Raw genomic sequence first — 17,547 nt, forward strand, 5'->3', positions numbered from 1 at the left:
AGACATGACGGGTGACCACAACCGGAACTGACGCCCCGTCCAGAGCGGAGGGGCTGCGCCTCGCCCCCCTCGCCTCCCGCCACGCCCTGCTGCCCCTGCGGATCTTCCTCGGAGTGACCTTCGTCTACGCGGGGCTCGACAAGCTCACCGACTCGGCCTTCCTGTCCGCCACCGGCAGCGGATCCATCGGCGACCTGATGCACGGCGTGCGCGACACCGCCGCGATCCCCGCCATGGTGGACATGGCGCTGAAGGCCCCCGTCGCCTTCGGCACGGTCATCGCCGTCGGGGAGCTGCTCGTCGGCCTCGGGGTGCTGGCCGGTCTGCTGACCCGGATCGCCGCCGCCGGCGGAGCGCTGATCTCGCTCAGCCTGTGGCTGACGGTGTCGTGGGCGGTGACCCCGTACTACTACGGCAACGACCTGGTCTACCTGATGGCCTGGACCCCGCTGATCCTCGCCGGGGCGCCCTACCTGTCGCTGGACTCCGTGATCCGGTCGCGCCGGTCCCTGCGCACCGCATAGGTCACCATCCCCACGAAGGCGGCGAGGCAGAGCCCGCCGAAGGCCATGGGGACGACCAGGAACCACGGCACGTCGGCCTCGCCCGCCGCGTCGAGCAGGTACATCACTCCCGCGGTCAGCAGCACGATGCCCGCGAGGAGCCGTCCGGGCTGGAACTCATGACGCGGCACGGGCCACCTCCACCTGTCCGACACCCGTGTGCAGGTGCAGATCGATCGTTCCGCCGGCCTCGGTGCCGGCGGTGGGCGGCAGCGTCTGCGTCTGGGTTTCGCCGCCGCTCTTGATGCGTACGTCCTGGCTGGTCTCCCCGGGCATGTGGATGTCGCCGAGCTTGATCGACACATCCGTCCGCGCCGTGACCTCCCGGGGCACGATCACCTTCAGTCGCCCCGCGTCGAGGGAAGCGCGGACCGAAACGGTGGTGCCCTTCGGGACGTCCAGCCGGCTCAGGTCCAAGGTGGCGAGCCCGGTGCCCGCCTCGTACACGGGCCTTACGTCGGCCACCGACGCGGGCCGCCACTCCACCCGCTCGAAGTCGGTGCCGATCTCGGGCGGCAGCGCCGACGCACCCGCCAGCAGCCCGGCCGTCACCAGACCCAGCAGGACGGTGCCGAAGCCGGTGCGGCCCTTGACCGAGCTGACCGCCAGGCCCAGGCCGAAGACGGCCAGCGCCGCGGCGAGCCCGATCTCCAAGGCGTGGCCGAGGGTGCTGCCCCGCCACACGGAGGCGGCGCCGGCGATCCCCGCCAGCAGTGCCAGTACGAAGATCCGGCCGCCGATCCCGCCGCGCGGGCGGGCCGGTTCGGCGGCGGGCTTCTCGGGCGACCGCGGAACCCCGCCGCCGCCCGACGGCGCATCCTCGGCGTCCGCGGGACCCCACAGGTATCCGGTGGATCCGACCGGACCGGTGGTGCCGTCCTTGACCAGCGGGTCCCGCCACCACGACGGGCTGCCGGGGACCGGCGGAGCCTGCGTCTCGGGCGGGGCCGGGGAGTGCGCGGCTGGGGTCTCGGCCTCCGGTGCCTGGGCCCGGCGCCGCTGGGACCAGTACGAGGCACCGCCCAGTGCCAGGATCACCAGGATCGAGAAGACCGCGAGCCCGCCGTTGTCCAGCATCGACAGGAACAGCGCGCAGCCCACCAGGGCCGAGAACAGCGCCGCCAGCGTGGCGCCTTCGACGCGGCCGGTCAGCAGCCTCTTCGCCTCGCTCTCCTCCTCGCCCTCCTGCGGGAGCATCAGCCACGCGAAGCCGTAGAAGATCAGGCCGACGCCGCCGGTGACGGTGAGGACGCCCAGGACGATCCGGAAGACCACCGGATCCAGGTCGAAGTACCGGCCCAGGCCGCCGCACACGCCCGCGAGGACCTTGTCGCGCCGGCTGCGGCGAAGGGGCGGCCGGGCGTCGGGGGGCTGGGGAGCCCCGGCACCGGCCGGAGGGGCGTCGTGTACTTCGGTCATGCGTCCATGGTGACGGGCCGAGGCCGCCCCGGGCATCCGGCCCAACCCTGGCGCAACCCTGATATCCCCCCGGTCGGAATGGGGGGATGCCCTGATGCCCGCCCGCCCGCGCGCGTGTGACCCTTGGTGACATGCCCGTAGCAGCCGCTCCCCACCACGTGCCCGACATCGACGAGGCGCCGCCGCGCAAGCTCTACCGCAGCGCCGACGGCCGGATGCTCGGCGGGGTCGCACGCGGTCTCGCCGGGCACCTCGGCCTGCCCGTGATCTGGGTCCGCCTCGCCTTCCTCGGCCTGTTCATGTTCGGGGACGGCCTCGGCGTGCTGCTGTACGGCGCGTTCTGGGTCGTCGTACCGCTCGGCGTCGGCGGCCGCTCCGCGAACCGTTCCTTCTTCGAGACCCTCACCGACGGCAGCCGCCACCTGCGCCGGCCCGACAAGGGGCAGGTCCTCGCGCTGATAGCCCTCTTCGTCGGCGTGTGGATCTTCATCGCGAAGCTCCAGGTCGGCGGCTCCTCCGGCCGCTACGTGTGGCCGACGCTGCTCGTCGGCGCGGGCGTGGTCCTGGTGTGGCGGCAGGCCGACAACGCGCGGCGCGACCACTGGGGCGATGCCTCCGGGCGGCGCGGACGGCTGTTCCAGGTCGCCCGGGCCCTCGCCGGAGTCGCCCTCGTCGGCGTGGGCCTGACCGTCTTCATCGTCGTACGGGGCTCCGCCGCGCAGCTCGGCAACGTGCTGACCGCCACCCTCGCCGTCCTCATCGGCGTCGCCCTGCTCGCCGGGCCCTGGCTGATCCGCATGACCCAGGACCTCTCCGAGGAGCGCCTGATGCGCATCCGCGCCCAGGAACGCGCCGAGGTCGCCGCCCACGTCCACGACTCCGTCCTGCACACCCTCACCCTGATCCAGCGCAACGCGGAGGACGTCGGCGAGGTGCGCCGCCTCGCCCGGGCCCAGGAGCGGGAACTGCGCAACTGGCTGTACAAGCCCGAGGGGACCGGCAAGGACGAGGCCGAGGAACCGGCCACCCTCGCGGACGCCGTGAAGAAGACCGCCGCCGAGGTGGAGGACCACCACGGCGTGCCCATCGAGGTCGTCGTCGTCGGCGACTGCCCGCTCGACGAGAAGCTGGCCGCACAGATCCAGGCCGCGCGCGAGGCGATGGTCAACGCCGCCAAGTACGGTGGCGAGGGCGGGCCGGTACAGGTGTACGCCGAAGTGGAAGGCCAGACCGTGTTCGTGTCCGTACGCGACCGGGGGCCGGGCTTCGACATGGACGCGGTACCGGACGACCGCATGGGCGTACGAGAATCGATCATCGGCCGGATGCAGCGCAACGGCGGGACCGCACGGCTGCGGTCCGCGCCCGACGGCGGCACGGAAGTCGAGCTGGAGATGGAGAGGGCGGCGAAGGCGGCATGACCGAGGACAGCGCTGAGAAGGAGACCCGCAGGGTCCGGGTGGTACTCGTCGACGACCACCGGATGTTCCGGGCGGGCGTACAGGCGGAGATCGGCGAGACCGACCGGACCGGGGTCGAGGTCGTCGGCGAGGCGGCCGACGTCGACCAGGCCGTCACCGTCATCACCGCCACCCGCCCCGAGGTGGTCCTCCTCGACGTGCACCTGCCCGGCGGCGGCGGGGTCGAGGTGCTGCGGCGCTGCGCCCCGCTGATGGCGGCGGCCGAGAACCCGGTGCGCTTCCTGGCGCTGTCGGTGTCCGACGCGGCCGAGGACGTCATCGGGGTCATCCGCGGCGGCGCCCGCGGATACGTCACCAAGACCATCACCGGCACCGAACTGGTCGGCTCGGTCTTCCGCGTGCAGGACGGGGACGCGGTGTTCTCGCCGCGGCTGGCGGGCTTCGTGCTCGACGCCTTCGCCTCGACGGACGCCCCGCCGATCGACGAGGACCTGGACCGCCTGACGCAGCGCGAGCGCGAGGTGCTGCGGCTGATCGCGCGCGGGTACGCGTACAAGGAGATCGCCAAGCAGCTGTTCATCTCGGTGAAGACGGTCGAATCGCACGTCTCCGCGGTGCTCAGGAAGCTCCAGCTGTCCAACCGCCACGAGCTGACCCGCTGGGCCACCGCGCGCCGTCTCGTCTGACGCCTGACCTGCGGGTGAACCGGCGGTGACACCCCGGGGCCGGGCCCCGGGGTGTGATCCACGACGCAGTCGGCGAGGGCAACCGGACGGCATCACGCCGCCCTCTTGGGTGGCGTGATGAGCCTGACGGGGACCCCCTTCTTCGTGACGGCGATCGTGCTCACCGCGATCGCCGTCGTCCTTCCGCTGGCCTTGTGGAGCAAGGTCCGCGGCCCCGCCGCCGCACGGCTGGCGACCCGTGCGCTGATGGTGGTGTTCGCCCAGGTCACCGCCGTCGCCGTGGTGTTCGTCGCGGTCAACCGGGCCGAGAACTTCTACGCCTCGTGGGGCGACCTGTTCGGCACCGGCAAGTACGTCCAGGCCGCCCCCGACCTCGGCCCGGACGGACTCGGCGGGAAGAAGGCCGAAGAGGTCAAGCAGGCCCCGAAGGTGCACCAGGACTTCCAGCCGGTCGAGGGCCTCGGCGGGCGGGTCAAGAAGACCGAACTCGACGGGAAGATATCCGGGGTCAAGGGCGACGTCATGGTGTGGCTGCCGCCGCAGTACGACGAGCCGGCCTTCAAGGACAAGAAGTTCCCCGTGGTCGAACTGATCCCGGGCATCCCCGGCACCGGCAAGTCCTGGTTCCAGGGGCTGCACGCCCACGAGGTGCTCGAACCGCTGATGAAGAGCGGCAAGGTGCAGCCGTTCATCCTCGTCTCGCCGCGCGCCATGCTCGTCGGCAACGGCGACACCGGCTGCGCCAACATCCCCGGCAAGGTCAACGCCGACAGCTGGTTCAGCGTCGACGTCCGCAAGATGGTCGTCGACAACTTCCGGACCTCGGAGGACCCCAGGCACTGGGGCGTGGCCGGGTACTCGGCGGGCGCCTACTGCGCCGCCAAGCTCGCCATCGCCCACCCCGACCGCTACAGCGCGGCCGTCTCCCTGTCCGGCTACAACGACCCGGGCCAGGAGCCCTCCTCGCTGGTCGCGCAGGACCCGGAGCTGCGCCGTACGCACAACCTGAAGGCGGTGCTCCAGGCGGCGCACACGCCGCCGGCGGTCTCGCTGTGGATGTCGGGGGCCGAACAGGACGGCTACCTGTCCGGCATGGACCTCAAGGGACTGGCGAAGGCGCCGACGGTGGTGCACGCGGAGAAGGTGGTCGGCGGCCACAACCTCGAAGCGTGGTCCAAGCAGCTGCCGCAGACCTTCGGCTGGCTGAGCGGCGTGGTCAAGGCTCCGTAGCGGCCGCTACGCCGGGCGGGAGGCGCCCGCCCACGGCATCGAGTCGACCGGGGCGATGCGGACCGTGGACCCGGGGCGCGGGGCGTGGATCATCTGACCGTTGCCGATGTAGAGCCCGACATGGGTCACCCCGGAGTAGAAGAACACCAGGTCACCGGGGGCCAGTTGGTCGCGCGAGACCCGCTGTCCGGCATTGATCTGGGTGTAGGTGGTGCGGGGGAGGGAGACCCCGGCCGAGCGCCAGGCCGCCTGGGTCAGGCCCGAGCAGTCGAAGGAGCCCGGGCCCGTCGCGCCCCAGACATACGGCTTGCCGATCGCCCCGTACGCGAAGGCCACGGCGCGGGCCGCGCGCGAGCCGTCGGAGGGCGGCGGCGGGGTCGCGGTGTGCGGCCCTGCGGGGGCCGCGCCGGCCGACTGGGCCTCGTACGCGGCCCGCTGCTCGGCGGTGAGCCGGGCGAGCAGTTGCCTGGCCGTGCCGAGCTTGCCCTCGATCTCCGCCTTGCGCGCGGCGAGTTCGTCCTGCCGGGCGCGGAGGTCGGCGACCTGACCCGCGGCCTTCTCGCGGAGTTCGCCCACCTCTTCGAGGCGGCGGCGCACGGCGCTGATCCCGGCGGCGTTGCGCTCCTGGGCGCGGCTGATGAAGGAGGCCTGGGACAGGTACTCCTGCGGGTCGGCGGCCAGTGCGAGCTGCACGGCGGTGCCCAGGGAGCCGCTGCGGTACTGGCCGGCGGCGAGCGAACCCAGCGCGCTGCGCGCGGCGTTGAGCTGGTCGGTCTTGCGGGCGGTCTCCTCGCGCAGGCCGGTCAGCGCCCGCTCGGCCTCGTCGGCCCTCTCCTTCGCCCCGTTGTACTGCTCGGTCGCCGCCTCGGCCTCCTCGTACAGCCGGTCCACCTCGGCCTTGACCTGGGAGGGGGTGGGCTGCGGGTCGGCCTGGGAGGTGCCTTCGAAGGCGGTGGCGGTGGCAGCGCCCGCGAGGGCCAGGGTGGCGGCGGTCGTCCGTACCGTTCCGCCGGAGAGCGGGCGCTGCCTGGGCTTTCGATGACTGGCCACGAGGGCCTCACGTCCTTCCCCTGTCGGCTGGGTCTTGGGGGAGGACGCTAAACCTGAAAGTAACGGGCGGATGACGAGATGCCCCGAACTGATCGGATGTGGTGGATCGTTTCTCGTCAGTGCCAGAGAACGGCGATAAAGATGTTGATCACGGTCAGTCCGCCGACCGCGCCGAACAGTGCCTTCTCGACGCGTTCCTCGTCGCGCTTGACGTAGACGAGGGCGAGGATCACGAAGAGGACCGCCAGCTTCACGCCGATCTTGACGTGGTTGAGGGAACCCCCGTCCATTTCGCGGAAGCCGACCAGCAGTACGCCGGTGACGAGCATGGTGAGCGCGCCGTGCAGCATCGCCGGCACGAAGCGCGCGGTGCCCGCGCCCATCGCCTTCATCTGGGTGAGGAAGCCGCCGAGGAGCGAGGCTATTCCGATGATGTGAAGACCGACGAAGGCATTGATGAGTACGTCCATGGCGTCGAGCGTACGGGGTGGCTTTTCGTGGAATTCGGTCAGGCGGGCGCATGCGGCGGGTGCCGCTTCGGGCGGGTCGGTCAGCCGAAGAACCGGGTCAGTTCGGCGGCCACGAACTCCGGCCGTTCCTCCGGCAGGTAATGGCCGCTGCCGTCGACGCGGACGACCCGGGTGTCGGTGCCGAGCGCCGGGACCGCGGCGACCAGCTGCTCGTGGTTGCCGTGTTCGCCGCCGAGGGCGAGCAGCGGCGCGGTCACGGGGGCGTAGCCGGCGAGGTCGGCGATGTCCTGGCCGAAGGCGCGGTACCAGGCGTTCCCGGCGCGGATCGCGTCCGGGGAGTCGTACGCCCGGGCGTACACGGCGCGCGAGCGGGCGTCGATCGAGGCCTGATCGACGGCCATGCCCGAGAGCAGCCGGTCCAGCAGCAGGTGGAAGCGGCCCTCCAGGAGCTGCTCGGGCAGGCCCTCCACCTGGTTGAAGGCGAACCACCACAGATGGAACAGGCCGGACCGGGGCAGCAGCGGCATCCGCGCCCAGCTCTCGTCGGGGTGCGAGACGTCGAGCAGCGCGATGCGTCGGGTGGCCTCGGGGTGGTTCGCGGCGAAGGCGTACGCCACCATCGCGCCGATGTCGTGGCCGGCGAGGTGCGCGGAACCGATGGAGAGGTGGTCGAGGAGGGCGCGGACGTCGGCGGCCATCGTCTTCTTGTCGTACCCCGCCTCCGGCTTGGCGGAGCCGCCCATGCCGCGCAGGTCGACGGCGATCACCCGGTGGCTGCGGGCCAGCGCGGGCAGCACCTTGTTCCACTGCCACCAGGTCTGCGGCCAGCCGCCGAGGAGGACGAGCGGTTCGCCGCTGCCGCCTTCCACGTAGTGGAGCCGGGTGCCGTTGACCTCGGCGTGGCGGCTCGTGAAGGCGCCGTCGAGGGAGGCGGCCAGGGAGATGTCGTCGAGGCCGTCGTCGAGGGAGGCGTCGAGGGGGTGGTGGAGACGGCGGCGGGCGGGGTGGCGGGCATGGGTGTCCTCACGTCGGAATGACCGTACGAAGATCTCGTACGGTTATGACAGTACGAGAATTTCGAACGGTCTGGCAATGTCCGTACGAGATCTGCGTACAGTTGCTGCATGCCTGCCGAGCTGACCCACCCCGCCACCGACCGCATCGACCTGGTCGAGGTCCTGGCGGCACTCGGGCATCCCGTCCGACTGGAGATCGTCCGCAAGCTGGCCTCCGGGGAGGAGGCGTTCTGCGGCGAGGTCGTCCCGGACCTGCCCCGGTCGAGCGTCACCCACCACCTCAAGACGCTGCGCGAGAGCGGAGTGATCTGCCAGCGGCCCCGCGGCCGAAAGCTCTACCTCGCGCTGCGCCGGGACGACCTGGACCGGTGCTTCCCCGGTCTCCTGGAACTCGTGCTCGGCTGTCGGTCCCGCCCCCTAGACTCGGAATGCGATGAGCAGCCTCTTTGACGACAGCTTCCTGGCCGACCTCACCCCCTCCGACGAGGTCCCGCCGCCGCCCGAGGACCACGCCCCCGAGCCGGGCGCGGACGACCTCTTCGGGGGCAGGTTCGACGTGCCCATGACGGGGGAGGCGTACTACCGGGACGGCGCCCCCAGGCCCGTCATCGACCCGGCGACGCTCCTGGACGGGCTGAACGAGCAGCAGGCGGCCGCCGTCGTCCACGCGGGCTCCCCGCTGCTCATCGTGGCCGGCGCCGGCTCCGGCAAGACCCGCGTGCTCACGCACCGCATCGGGCACCTGCTGTCCGCGCGGAACGTCCACCCCGGCCAGATCCTGGCGATCACCTTCACCAACAAGGCCGCCGGTGAGATGAAGGAGCGCGTCGAGGGCCTGGTCGGCCCGCGCGCGGGCGCCATGTGGGTCTCCACCTTCCACAGCGCGTGCGTCCGCATCCTGCGCCGCGAGTCCAAGCGACTCGGCTTCACCTCGTCGTTCTCGATCTACGACGCCGCCGACTCGAAGCGCCTGATGGCGCTCGTCTGCCGCGACCTGGACCTGGACCCGAAGAAGTTCCCGCCGAAGGCCTTCAACGCCAAGATCTCCAACCTGAAGAACGAGCTGATCGACGAAGAGGCCTTCGCCGACCAGGCCGCGGACGGCTTCGAGAAGACCCTGGCCCAGGCGTACGCGATGTACCAGGGCCGGCTGCGCGAGGCCAACGCCCTCGACTTCGACGACATCATCATGACCACGGTCCACCTGCTCCAGGCGTTCCCGGACGTGGCCGAGCACTACCGGCGCCGCTTCCGCCACGTCCTGGTCGACGAGTACCAGGACACCAACCACGCCCAGTACACGCTCGTGCGCGAGCTGGTCGGCACCGGCTACCCGGACCTGCCCCCGGCCGAGCTCTGCGTGGTGGGTGACGCCGACCAGTCGATCTACGCCTTCCGCGGCGCGACGATCCGCAACATCCTCCAGTTCGAAGAGGACTACAAGGACGCGACGACGATCCTGCTGGAGCAGAACTACCGCTCCACGCAGACGATCCTCTCCGCCGCCAACGCCGTCATCGAGCGCAACGAGAACCGCCGCGCGAAGAACCTCTGGACCCAGGCCGGCACCGGCGCCGTCATCACGGGCTACGTCGCGGACACCGAACACGACGAGGCCCAGTTCGTCGCCGACGAGATCGACCGGCTGACGGACGCCGGGGACGCCAAGGCGGGCGACGTCGCGATCTTCTACCGGACCAACGCCCAGTCGCGCGTGTTCGAGGAGATCTTCATCCGCGTCGGACTGCCCTACAAGGTCGTCGGCGGCGTCCGGTTCTACGAGCGCAAGGAGGTCCGCGACGTCCTCGCGTACCTGCGCGTGCTCGCCAACCCCGAGGACAACGTCCCGCTGCGCCGCATCCTGAACGTGCCCAAGCGCGGCATCGGCGAGCGCGCCGAGGCGATGATCGACGCGCTCGCGATGCGCGAGAAGATCACCTTCCCGCAGGCGCTGCGGCGCGTGGACGAGGCCTTCGGCATGGCCGCGCGCTCGACGAACGCGGTCAAGCGGTTCAACGTCCTGATGGAGGAACTGCGCACCATCGTCGACTCCGGCGCCGGCCCCGCGGTGGTGCTGGAGGCGGTGCTGGAGCGCACCGGATACCTCGCCGAGCTCCAGGCCTCCACCGACCCGCAGGACGAGACGCGCATCGAGAACCTCCAGGAACTCGCGGCCGTGGCGCTCGAATTCGAGCAGGCCAGGGAAGCGGCGGCCACCGAGGCGGCCGAGACCGGCGCCCCGGCCCCCGGCCCCGGCACCCTCGCCGAGTTCCTGGAACAGGTCGCGCTCGTCGCCGACTCCGACCAGATCCCCGACGAGGACACCGACGGCACGGGCGTCATCACGCTGATGACCCTGCACACGGCCAAGGGCCTGGAATTCCCGGTGGTCTTCCTGACCGGCATGGAGGACGGGGTCTTCCCGCACATGCGCGCGCTCGGCCAGACCAAGGAGCTGGAGGAGGAGCGCCGCCTCGCCTACGTCGGCATCACGCGCGCCCGCGAGAGGCTGTACCTGACCCGGTCGAGCATGCGCAGCGCGTGGGGCACGCCCTCGTACAACCCTCCGTCACGGTTCCTGGAGGAGATCCCGGCGCAGTACCTGCAGTGGAAGCGCACGGGCGCCGCGCAGAAGCCGGCCGGGCCGATGCGGAGCATGGGCGGCGGCAAGGCCTCGTTCGGCACCTCGCCGGAGTCGTTCCTGTCCTCGTCGCGCACGAAGTCGGGCCCGTCGGGATTCGCGACGCGCCGGGCGGCGGACAAGCCGGTCATCGCGCTGGCGGTCGGGGACCGGGTCACGCACGACCAGTTCGGGCTCGGCACCGTCATGGAGGTCAAGGGCGCCGGTTCGGACGCGCAGGCCACCATCGACTTCGGGGACGACAAGCCGAAGCGTCTGCTGCTGCGCTACGCGCCGGTGCAGAAGCTGTAGGGGCGGCAGCAGAAACCGAAGGCCCCGCAGAGACTGCGGGGCCTTCGGCGACTCTTCGTCAGCGGGGGTCCAGGCCGTGGCTGCGGAGCCACGGCAGGGGGTCGACCGCGCTGCCGCCGCCGGGCCGTACCTCGAAGTGGAGGTGCGGGCCGGTGGAGTTGCCGGAGTTGCCCGAGTACGCGATGACGTCGCCCGCCTGGACCTTGCCGGAGCGGATCTTGGTGCTGCTGAGGTGGCAGTACCAGGTCTCGGTGCCGTCGGGCGAGGTGACTATGGCCATGTTGCCGTAGGCGCTGTTCCACTGGGTGCGCACGGTGCCGTCGGTGGCGGCCATGACCGGGGTCCCGTAGGAGACCGGGAAGTCGATGCCGGTGTGCACGGACATCCACATGCCGCCGGCCTGGCCGAACATGGCGCTCAGGCCGTGCTGCGAGACGGGGATGGCGAACTTGGGGCGGGCCGCCTCCTTGGCCGCCGCCTCCTCCGCCTTCTTCTTCTTTTCCTCTTCCTGACGCAGGCGCAGGTCGATGCGCTCCTGCGTGCGGCTCGCGCGGTCCGCGAAGTCGCCCGCGTCGGCGCTGAGGGCCGTCAGCTGGGTGTCGAGCTTGGTGTTCGCCGCGACCGGCTTCACGGAGGCCGGGTCGGGCGCGGCCATCGTCGTGGTGTCGTCGGAGGACTTCTCGGTGCCGGTGAGCCCGCCGACGGAGGCGGCCGCGATGCCCGCGACGCCCATCACGCAGGCGGAGGGAACGGCCACGGTCAGCAAGGCGGAACGCTTCGCCGGGGTGCGGCGACGACCGTTGCCCGCCTTGGCGTTGCCGGAACCACCCTTGCCCTTGGGGGCGCCGCGGCGCGCCGAGCGCGGCCCGGGCGTCGCCGGCATGGCCTGGGTGGGGAGGTCGTGCACCTGGTGCACGTCGGGAATCTCGTACGCCTCGTACGCCTCGTACGCCGCGAGGTCGCCCAGCCCGTCGAGCGTTTCGGGTGCCCCGGTCGCTTCGTCGAGCGCCACGTCGTCGGTCACCGCGTGGGTGACGGGCTCGAAGACGGAGGTCTCTTCGTAGGGGTCGGCCTCCGCGGCGACGGGGACGACGGGAACCTCGTAGGCGTGGCCGACGGTGGTCGCCTCGTACGCGTACTCCTGCTGCGCGGACTGCTGCCCGGCATAGGAGGAGTGGTCCGTCATGTCGGTGGCGTCCGTGCCGACCGTGCCCGCCGTGTTCCAGGCGGTGGCGTCGTAGGCGCCGGTCTCGGTGCCGTAGCCCGGCATCGCCCAGTGGCCGGTCTGCTCGGCGGAGGTGTCGTAGCCGAAGGAAGGCGCCGACTGGTAACCGGAGTAGTCCGTGCTCGGAGTGCTCCAGGCGCTCGCATCCCACTGACCCGTCGTGTCCGCGGGTGCGGTCTGCGAGGGGATCGTGGACAGGTAGCCGTCCTGGCCGTCCTGGGAGGTCCACGCCGTGGTGTCGTACGCGCCGGTCTCGTAGGAGCCGTATGCCGCGTAGTTGACCCCTTGTCCCTGCGTTTCATAGGAGACGTAGGTCTGGTCACCAGCGAAAGTGGTGGTGCCGAGGCCGTCATACCCGTAATCCGGGTACTGGCCCGACGAGGGGCGGTCGTTCACCAACTTCTCTTTCGCCTCGGCAGTGGGGGCCTGGGTGGCCGGCGGAACGAGGTCCACCGGAGGAGAGCAGTGGCGTGACTGTACCCGGCGGTTACTGGCATCGACAATCTTCGGAGGGTTTTCGCATCGCCGGAACCGGGCATTCGGCCGCCTTTCGGTCGCCGAAAGACGCACCCTTGGCCTTGAGTTCGAAATTCGTTCGACTTGAAGTCGCCTGGTGGCTATGCGACGGAAGCGGCTCCGGAGCCCTCGACGGCCATCGGGCCGGGGCCGTCGAGGGCCCGCCGGACCGCGGCGATCACGGTGGGGTGCGCTGGCAGCGCGAGGTGCCCGATGCCGGTGACCTCGACGTTCTCCACGCGCAGATCGGGATGGTCGATCCTGGCCGTCCCGACGGGGGCCATCAACGCGTCGAACTCGCTCCAGAACGCGACGCATCGCGTGGTGCAGCCGGGCGCGGGCAGGGCCAGTTCGGCCAGCACCTCGGAGTCGGGCCGCATCTGCCGCACCAGCGGGTGCGCGTCCATGAAGGGGGCGACCGCCGTGCCGGAGTGCGGGGTGCCGAGCGTGACGAGCGTGCGGACGCGGGCGTCGCCGCCGAGGCGCTGGACGTAGTACCGGCCGACCAACCCGCCCAGGCTGTGCCCCACGATCTCCACCCGGTCGTGCCCGGTGCGCGCGCACAGCTCTTCCACGCGCCGGGCGAGGTGGCGGGCCGTGACGCGCAGGTCGCGGGTGAAGGGCGAGTAGTTGTACGCCTCCACGTGCCGCAACCCGCCGGCCCCGAGGGCGCGGCGCAGCAGGACGAAGACGGAGCGGTTGTCGGTGAAGCCGTGGAGGAGCAGTACGGGCGGCCGCACCGAAGCCGGGTCGGGGGCGGTCCTCTCCTGGCAGACTCCGGTGGGATAGAGGAGAAGGTGTCCGCCGAGCACGACCACCTCGAGCGCGCCGGCCCGCAGCGCGGCGCCGGACGCGGGTATCGACACGGATATGGACAGCCCCATCGCGGCCTCCCCTGGCCTCCCCTGAGCCTCTGGGACCGCGGCCGGAAGCGCCACCGTGCCGTGCGGCTGGCGGCACGGTGGCGCGATGCCGTCCCACGTGTGATTTCCCCCTCGTGGTTGACCGTGAAACGGTGGCGTGCGCGATGCTGTACTTAACGTTCGTTCACTCGGGAGGCAGTGCGATGGGTGTGACCGGTCCGATCCGTGTGGTGGTGGCCAAGCCGGGTCTCGACGGCCACGACCGCGGGGCCAAGGTGATCGCGCGGGCCCTGCGGGACGCGGGCATGGAGGTCATCTACACGGGCCTGCACCAGACCCCCGAGCAGATCGTGGACACCGCGATCCAGGAGGACGCCGACGCGATCGGCCTCTCGATCCTCTCCGGCGCCCACAACACGCTGTTCGCCCGCGTCCTCGAACTGCTCAAGGAGCGCGACGCGGAGGACATCAAGGTCTTCGGCGGCGGCATCATCCCGGAGGCGGACATCCCTCCGCTCAAGGACAAGGGCGTGGCCGAGATCTTCACCCCGGGCGCGACGACCACCGCCATCGTGGACTGGGTCCGAGCGAACGTCCGCCAGTAGCTCCGCGGTCCGGCGGGGTGCGGCGCCGTTGTCGGGGGCTCCGCCCCCGAACCCCCGTGCCTCAAACGCCGGCGGGGCTGGATTGCCCTGCGGGCAGTCCAGCCGCCGCGAGCGCAAGAGCTGCCGCGAACATGCGTGCTGACGCCGGCAAAATCCAGCCTCGCCGCCGTGTGAGGCGCGGGGTCCGGGGCGGAGCCCCCAGGCCCTTGAGCCGCACCGGACCCGTCCCGCACCCGCCCCGGGAGGGGTCAGGCGGCCGGGGCCAGTTCCATGAGCATGGCGTCACGCAGCCGAAGCGTGGCCACCAGCCGCTGGAACGCCTCGGCCCAATACGCGGCAGCACCCGGCACCGCATCCTCCGGCTCCGCCACGGCGGCGGTCAGCGCCTCCAGCCGCGAGGCCTCCGCGGGATCGAGGCAGCGCTCGGCGAGCCCCATCACCCCGCTGAAGCTCCACGGGTAGCTGCCCGCTTCCCGAGCCGTGTCCAGCGCGTCCACGACCGCCCGCCCCAGAGCCCCCGCCCACGGCACCACGCACACCCCGAGCAGTTGGAACGCCTCGGAGAGCCCGTGGGCGCGTATGAACTCCGCGACCCAGTCCGCCCGCTCCCCGTCCGTCAGGACCGACAGCAGCTTCGCCCGCTCGGCCAGCGAGGCCGTGCCCGGGCCGGCCGCCGGCGGCGCGGACGGCGCGCCGAGCAGGGCCCGCGACCAGTCCGCATCGCGCTGGCGCACCGCCGCCCGGCACCACGCCGCGTGCAGTTCCTCCGTCCAGCCCTCGCCCTCGGCGACCGGCAGCGCCACTATCTCCGCCGGGCCGAGACCCCCGAACCGCTCCCGCCAGCAGGACAGCGGCGCCGCCTCCACCAACTGGCCGAGCCACCACGCCCGCTCCCCGCGGCCGGCGGGCGGCCGCTTGACCACCCCGTCATGGAGCATCCCCGCGTCGCACTCGGCCGGCGGGGTCACCCCCTCGGGGCCGACACAGGCCAGGGCGCGCTCCGCCATCCGCCCCGCCAGCGCCGAGTGCGGCAGCGCCGACAGAAGTTCGGCGGCCGTCGCGCGGACATTGCGGCTGCGGTCGCCGAGGGCCGCCTCCAGGAACGGCTCGTCCCCGTCCGACAGCCCCACCCTCAGCGAGTCGAGGAACATCAGCCGGTCCTCGGCCCGCTCGGTGCTCCAGGTCGTCTCCAGCAGATGACGCGCGGCCTCCGCATCGGTCTCCCGTACGGCGCCCAGCAGCGCCACCCGCTCCGCGAACAGCCCCTCCTGCCACAACTGTTCCACCCCGGCCGTATCCGTCGGATCCGGCAGCTCCCCGGCACCACCGGTCCCGCCCCGCAGGGCGAACCGCCAGTCGGGATTCAGCCGGGCCAGCCACAGCCCCCGCACCCCGGCCAGCGCCAGGGCGTGCGGCCGCAGGTCCGTACGGGCCCGGGCCGCGTCCAGAAGTGCGGGGAGCAGCGCGGCCGGTGAGCGGTAGCCGTGCCGCCGGGCGGCCGCCAGCCACTGGGGCAGCAGCTCCGTCAGATCCGGAGCGGCCCCCCGCCGCCCGCCGCCGCCCGCCGCGCCCGAACGGCCCGCCAGCAGCTGCGCGAGCCTCCGCCGTGCCGCCTCCGGCGGTGCCGGACGCGGGTCCCGCGGCGCGGGCTCCGGGCGCGGGCCCGCCTCGGCCGGTCGCAGCCCGGCCCGCCGGCGTACGGCGTGCACGGCCGCCGCGTCCAGCAGCGCCTCCGGCGAGCCGGCCGGACCCCTGCCCCGGCGCCGGTCGGTGCCCAGCAGGGCGGCCCCGACCAGCTCCTCCCACTCCCCGTACCCCTCGTCGACCTTGTCCATCGCGCCCCTCCCTCTTGCCTCTTCCCGCTCCGTGTCCCGCGCTCCGGTCCCGCCCCCTCCGCGGGACCGGAGCGGTCCCTGCCCCGGTCGGATCCGGCCGACCCGGTCGGCCGTGCTCAGCTGGCGTGGTTGTCGTTCATGCAAGCCCCCCGGCTCCTCGTCACCTCGCGCCGACGCCCCCGCGCCGCCGCGTACTTCCCGTAGTCGTCGTAAGAGGACACAGAACCCCCCAGGCCCCCGGTGATGTGTGTTGTTCCTTCCTGCCCGCTCAGGCCAGGGCGACCGGCTCCGGTGAGCCCGGCTGCCAGGCCGTCAGCGGGGTGAAGCCCCGATGGCCGCATTCGCCGAACACCGTCACCGGGCCCCCGCCCGACAGCGCGGCCAGCTGCCACAGGCCCCCGCGGGAGCGGCTGCCCGCACCCGTGAGGGGCACCGGCAGGGCGGAGGTTCCCTCCGCATCCGCCAGTTGCCAGCCCAGTTCTCCCGGTATCGGGACCACCGGACCGAGCACCACGGGCCAGGACTCCAGCCACGGGTCGTCCCGCAGTGCCGCCCCGTACGCCTCCAGTGCCGCCCCCGTACTCACGCCGGCCGGAACCTCCGTGCACGGCACGGCCGCCGCGAACCTCTCCCCGAGGTCCCCCCGCAACCCCGCGGACCCGGGCCGGAAGCGGATCTCCGCCTCCAGCACCAGCCCCACCGGCAGGGCCGGCCCCGGTGGCCGCCCGGGCGGTCCGAAGTCCAGCACCAGGGCGGGCCGCCCGCTCCCCGTCCCGCGCAGCCATATCCGGCGGGTGGTGAGCCGGCCGTCCGGTGACACCGAGTCGTACTGGGCCAGCACCAGCCAGCGGTCCCGTACGGCCTCCCCCTCCCCGGAGGCCGGCAGTCCCACCCGGCTGCGCACCGTCGCGGCCAGTTGATCGGGCAGCCCCGCCACCCCGAGCCAGGCCCGGTCCAGCAGGTGCAGCAGCGCCGCCTCCTCCAGCATCCGGGCGGGCCAGCCGGGGCCGCAACTGGGTATCGTCCCCAACTCCCGTACCCGCCCCGCCAGTCCGGGTGCCTGGGCGTCCACCATCCGGGCCGCCGTCTCCTCCCAGGCCCCGTAACCGGCCTGCTCCTGACCCGCGAGACCGCCGCGCAGGAGATCGGCCAGCCGCTGCTCCAACTCGGTGACGCCCGCACCGATCCGGGCCGCCCGTCGCTCGGCCCGCTTCCGCGCCCCCTCCGCGTCCACCGGACCACCCGCGCCGGCGGCGGGACGCGCGGCCTTCGCCGCCCGGTCCGCCAGCCACCGGGCGGCCCACTCGGGAGCCTCCCCGGGCTCGCCCGCCCCCTCGGCCGACCAGAGCAGCAGCAGCCCCAGCGCGTGCTTGCACGGGAACTTCCGGCTCGGACACGAGCACTTGTACGCGGGTCCCGTCAGGTCCACGACCGTCTGGTACGGCGTGCTTCCGCTGCCCTTGCACAACCCCCACACAGAACCGGAAGCGGAACCTCCGATCTGCGACCACGGCCCCGCCCCGCCGAGTCTGCTTCCCGCCTTGCGTGAGGCGTCGTCAGGCGCCAGAGCCAGTACCTGTTCCGCCGTCCAGCGGACCCCCTGCTCAGTCATGGGAACAACCGTAGAGACCGCCACTGACAATCGCTCTGACCTGCAACAACGCTTCCAGTGAGGCCCGTTGTCAGTGGCGTGGTGCACCTTGGATCCAGCAGTCG

General features: G+C 72.3%; 17 protein-coding genes. 8 read left to right on the forward strand and 9 right to left on the reverse strand.

What is annotated here, in order from left to right:
• The first annotated feature begins 11 nt into the window (after window positions 1-11).
• Complete coding sequence (locus ACFYZL_RS02060; RefSeq protein WP_384751319.1) at window positions 12-524, forward strand: DoxX family protein; 513 nt, start codon at window positions 12-14, stop codon at window positions 522-524.
• On the opposite strand, the gene ACFYZL_RS02065 is transcribed toward ACFYZL_RS02060, so the two are convergent.
• A complete protein-coding gene (locus ACFYZL_RS02065; protein ID WP_384751321.1) occupies window positions 470-694 on the reverse strand; it encodes a hypothetical protein in 225 nt (74 codons plus the stop codon). The genes ACFYZL_RS02060 and ACFYZL_RS02065 overlap by 55 nt on opposite strands.
• Window positions 681-1,982: a PspC domain-containing protein gene (locus tag ACFYZL_RS02070; RefSeq protein ID WP_388675259.1), complete on the reverse strand. Its 1,302-nt coding sequence runs from the start codon at window positions 1,980-1,982 to the stop codon at window positions 681-683. The genes ACFYZL_RS02065 and ACFYZL_RS02070 overlap by 14 nt, the downstream gene beginning before the upstream one ends.
• A gap of 131 nt (window positions 1,983-2,113) precedes the next feature.
• Here ACFYZL_RS02070 and ACFYZL_RS02075 point away from each other — a divergent pair, with 131 nt between their 5' ends.
• From ACFYZL_RS02075 to ACFYZL_RS02085, 3 genes are all read left to right on the forward strand, one after another.
• Entirely contained in the window at window positions 2,114-3,403 is a 1,290-nt protein-coding gene (locus ACFYZL_RS02075; RefSeq protein WP_388675262.1) for a PspC domain-containing protein, read from the forward strand.
• Window positions 3,400-4,089: a LuxR C-terminal-related transcriptional regulator gene (locus tag ACFYZL_RS02080; RefSeq protein WP_384751330.1), complete on the forward strand. Its 690-nt coding sequence runs from the start codon at window positions 3,400-3,402 to the stop codon at window positions 4,087-4,089. Before ACFYZL_RS02075 ends, ACFYZL_RS02080 begins: the two co-directional genes overlap by 4 nt.
• A 117-nt stretch (window positions 4,090-4,206) precedes the next feature.
• On the forward strand, window positions 4,207-5,319 hold the full coding sequence (locus ACFYZL_RS02085) for an alpha/beta hydrolase (protein ID WP_384757344.1): 1,113 nt from the start codon (window positions 4,207-4,209) through the stop codon (window positions 5,317-5,319).
• A gap of 6 nt (window positions 5,320-5,325) precedes the next feature.
• Here ACFYZL_RS02085 and ACFYZL_RS02090 read toward each other — a convergent pair whose 3' ends face one another.
• The 3 genes from ACFYZL_RS02090 to ACFYZL_RS02100 form a co-directional block, all read right to left on the reverse strand.
• Window positions 5,326-6,369, reverse strand: coding sequence for an NlpC/P60 family protein (locus tag ACFYZL_RS02090; protein WP_384757347.1), 1,044 nt, complete (start codon window positions 6,367-6,369; stop codon window positions 5,326-5,328).
• Window positions 6,370-6,485: 116 nt separating this feature from the next.
• Window positions 6,486-6,839 carry a hypothetical protein gene (locus tag ACFYZL_RS02095; RefSeq protein WP_384584689.1) on the reverse strand — a complete coding sequence of 118 codons (354 nt, stop codon included), beginning with the start codon at window positions 6,837-6,839 and terminating at the stop codon, window positions 6,486-6,488.
• 80 nt (window positions 6,840-6,919) lie between these two features.
• A complete protein-coding gene (locus ACFYZL_RS02100) occupies window positions 6,920-7,708 on the reverse strand; it encodes an alpha/beta fold hydrolase (RefSeq protein WP_388675267.1) in 789 nt (262 codons plus the stop codon).
• A gap of 30 nt (window positions 7,709-7,738) precedes the next feature.
• Between ACFYZL_RS02100 and ACFYZL_RS02105 the strand changes: the two genes are divergently transcribed.
• From ACFYZL_RS02105 to pcrA, 3 genes are all read left to right on the forward strand, one after another.
• Complete coding sequence (locus ACFYZL_RS02105) at window positions 7,739-7,876, forward strand: hypothetical protein (protein ID WP_388675270.1); 138 nt, start codon at window positions 7,739-7,741, stop codon at window positions 7,874-7,876.
• Between the two features lie 87 nt (window positions 7,877-7,963).
• On the forward strand, window positions 7,964-8,305 hold the full coding sequence (locus ACFYZL_RS02110; RefSeq protein WP_384584693.1) for an ArsR/SmtB family transcription factor: 342 nt from the start codon (window positions 7,964-7,966) through the stop codon (window positions 8,303-8,305).
• Window positions 8,289-10,787: a DNA helicase PcrA gene (pcrA, locus tag ACFYZL_RS02115; protein WP_384757352.1), complete on the forward strand. Its 2,499-nt coding sequence runs from the start codon at window positions 8,289-8,291 to the stop codon at window positions 10,785-10,787. Before ACFYZL_RS02110 ends, pcrA begins: the two co-directional genes overlap by 17 nt.
• A 58-nt stretch (window positions 10,788-10,845) precedes the next feature.
• Here the strand turns inward: pcrA and ACFYZL_RS02120 are convergent, their stop codons facing one another.
• Together ACFYZL_RS02120 and ACFYZL_RS02125 are read right to left on the reverse strand one after the other, a co-directional pair.
• Window positions 10,846-12,408 carry a M23 family metallopeptidase gene (locus ACFYZL_RS02120; protein ID WP_388675274.1) on the reverse strand — a complete coding sequence of 521 codons (1,563 nt, stop codon included), beginning with the start codon at window positions 12,406-12,408 and terminating at the stop codon, window positions 10,846-10,848.
• Window positions 12,409-12,629: 221 nt separating this feature from the next.
• The gene (locus ACFYZL_RS02125) at window positions 12,630-13,412 is read right to left on the reverse strand and encodes an esterase/lipase family protein (RefSeq protein WP_388675277.1); all 783 of its coding nucleotides are present in this window, start codon (window positions 13,410-13,412) and stop codon (window positions 12,630-12,632) included.
• A gap of 182 nt (window positions 13,413-13,594) precedes the next feature.
• On the opposite strand from ACFYZL_RS02125, the gene ACFYZL_RS02130 reads away from it, so the two are divergent.
• Complete coding sequence (locus ACFYZL_RS02130; RefSeq protein WP_384584705.1) at window positions 13,595-13,996, forward strand: cobalamin B12-binding domain-containing protein; 402 nt, start codon at window positions 13,595-13,597, stop codon at window positions 13,994-13,996.
• Between the two features lie 248 nt (window positions 13,997-14,244).
• Here the strand turns inward: ACFYZL_RS02130 and ACFYZL_RS02135 are convergent, their stop codons facing one another.
• On the reverse strand, window positions 14,245-15,831 hold the full coding sequence (locus tag ACFYZL_RS02135) for a DUF5691 domain-containing protein (protein WP_388675280.1): 1,587 nt from the start codon (window positions 15,829-15,831) through the stop codon (window positions 14,245-14,247).
• Window positions 15,832-16,099: 268 nt separating this feature from the next.
• Window positions 16,100-17,443, reverse strand: a complete 1,344-nt coding sequence (locus ACFYZL_RS02140) for an SWIM zinc finger family protein (protein ID WP_384757584.1) — start codon at window positions 17,441-17,443, stop codon at window positions 16,100-16,102.
• Window positions 17,444-17,547 lie beyond the last annotated feature (104 nt).

The sequence above is a fragment of the Streptomyces sp. NPDC001717 genome (assembly GCF_042892775.1).
Lineage (GTDB): Bacteria > Actinomycetota > Actinomycetes > Streptomycetales > Streptomycetaceae > Streptomyces.